2 protein-coding genes are annotated in these 1,951 nt (G+C 63.9%); one reads left to right on the top strand and one right to left on the bottom strand.

Translation table 11 applies throughout. From position 1 onward, the window contains the following. Window positions 1-289 precede the first annotated feature (289 nt). A complete protein-coding gene (locus WCO56_29735; GenBank protein ID MEI7733784.1) occupies window positions 290-1,522 on the top strand; it encodes an ISNCY family transposase in 1,233 nt (410 codons plus the stop codon). A 121-nt stretch (window positions 1,523-1,643) separates the two neighbouring features. Here the strand turns inward: WCO56_29735 and WCO56_29730 are convergent, their stop codons facing one another. Beyond that, window positions 1,644-1,769 carry a hypothetical protein gene (locus tag WCO56_29730; protein ID MEI7733783.1) on the bottom strand — a complete coding sequence of 42 codons (126 nt, stop codon included), beginning with the start codon at window positions 1,767-1,769 and terminating at the stop codon, window positions 1,644-1,646. Window positions 1,770-1,951: the final 182 nt, after the last annotated feature.

Raw genomic sequence — 1,951 nt, 5'->3', positions numbered from 1 at the left:
GGCGAAGCCCTCGGCCCGGAGTGGGAAGTCCGGTGTCATATAGGACAGCTTTTATCAGCAACTCTCATTATGCAGGATGGGGCTGGGCGTGGCAGCGTGGCGAGCGCGCGTGCGGGAGGTCTGTCACCAGAGTGTGACAATTGTCACACAATTGTAACTTGTACTTTTGGCCCCGTACCGGCATAAAGAGCGCGTGAAGCTGCTCGGTTTCGATGACCTCATCGCCCGTCTGCGCGCCGTGGCCGGCGCGCTGCCGGATCCGCGCACCGGCGACAACACGCAGTACTCCATGGCCGACATCGCGCTGGCGGCGTTCGCGGTGTTCTTCACCCAGTCGCCCTCGTTTCTGAGTTTCCAGCGGAACATGGAACGGTCCCGCGCCCGCAACCATGCCCGCAGTCTGTTCCAGGTCCAGGCCATCCCCGCGGACAATCATATCCGCCAAACGCTCGACTCGGTCGCGCCGGAACCTCTGCTGGAGTTGTTCGATGATCTGCATCAGGCCTTTGATCAACAGGGTTTGTTGCCGGCCATGCGGGCCGGCCAAAACACCCGGCTCATCGCGCTGGATGCGACGTGGTATTTCTCCTCGCAATCCCCAAACATCCACTGCCCGAACGGTTCCTGTCTCCGGCACGCCGACGGCCAGACCACGCATTTTCACAGCGCGATCACGCCGGTCATCGTCAGCCCGGGCCACGCGCAGGTGGTGCCGTTGCGGCCGGAGTTCATCGTGCCGCAGGACGGCCACGCCAAGCAGGATTGCGAGATCGCCGCGGCCAAGCGCTGGCTGGCGGCGCACGCCGCGCGTTATCACACCGGCAACGACACGTTGCTGGGCGATGATCTCTATGCCCACCAGCCGTTCTGCCGGCAGGTGTTGCTGCACGACTTTCATTTCCTCTTCACCTGCAAGCCCGCGTCGCATCTGCATCTGAGCCAGTGGGTCGAGGCGCTGGCGCCGGGCCGGGAGCGGCCCACGCTCACGTTGCGGACCAAGGGCCAGTCCCACCGCTGGGAACGGCACGTCTATCGCTGGGCCCACGCGGTGCCGTTGACCGATTCCGCCGCCGCCTTGAAGGTCAACTGGTGCGACGTGACGGTGACGGACGACGCCGGCAAAATGCTGTATCACAACGCCTGGATCACCGACCGGGCGCTCACGGCGGACACCGTGGCCGGGTGGGTCGCCGCCGGGCGCGCCCGTTGGAAGATCGAGAATGAAAACAACAACGTGCTCAAAACGAAGGGCTATCATCGCGAACACAATTTCGGCCACGGCAAAGAACATCTGTCCGCGCTGCTGGCGACGCTGAACCTGCTGGCCTTCGCGCTGCACACCTTTCTGGAACTGGCCGATGCCGACTACCAACTCATCCGCACCACGGTCGGGGCCAGGCGGACGTTCTTCGAGCATCTGCGCGCGCTGACCACGTATCTGCCTTTTGAGAACTGGTCGCGCCTGATGGATTTCATGATGCGGGGCCTGGAGATCGGACCCCACGCCACCGTCAAAAGCTGAGCCCCGCCCGGGCGCAGAAACACACGCCGCCGGGCGTGTGAGCGGAGCCATGCCCAGCTCCGGTGCCCGCCCGCTGGAGCACGGCCGCCACCCCGGTTCGATCCTCCCTTTTCATCCTCCATCACCCACGCGTTCCCCAACCCCGGACTGCATAGTGAGAATTGCTGGGCCCGGCCAGGTCGAGTTGCAAGGCAGCCTTGGCCACATCCAGGCCGACGTAGAAGACGGGCGGGGAGTCCGGCTTCATAAGAGTTGGAGCGTTCGGTTTCATGGTGACTGGATTGTTCTGACTCATACTTGTAGGAATACGAGCCGTCGGGGTGGGAAGCCCAGACGCTCAAGCAACGGTTCGAGTTTGGAGCCATTGGCCCCTGCGGAACGCGCTGTCCGGCGCAGCGCCTTCCGGCCTGCTGGAAGGTCACGTTCCCG

Source organism: Verrucomicrobiota bacterium, assembly GCA_037139415.1.
In the GTDB taxonomy this organism is placed as follows: Bacteria; Verrucomicrobiota; Verrucomicrobiia; order Limisphaerales; family Fontisphaeraceae; genus JBAXGN01.
Note: the sequence above shows the minus strand (reverse complement) of the source record. Positions and strands in the feature narration are given on the sequence as shown.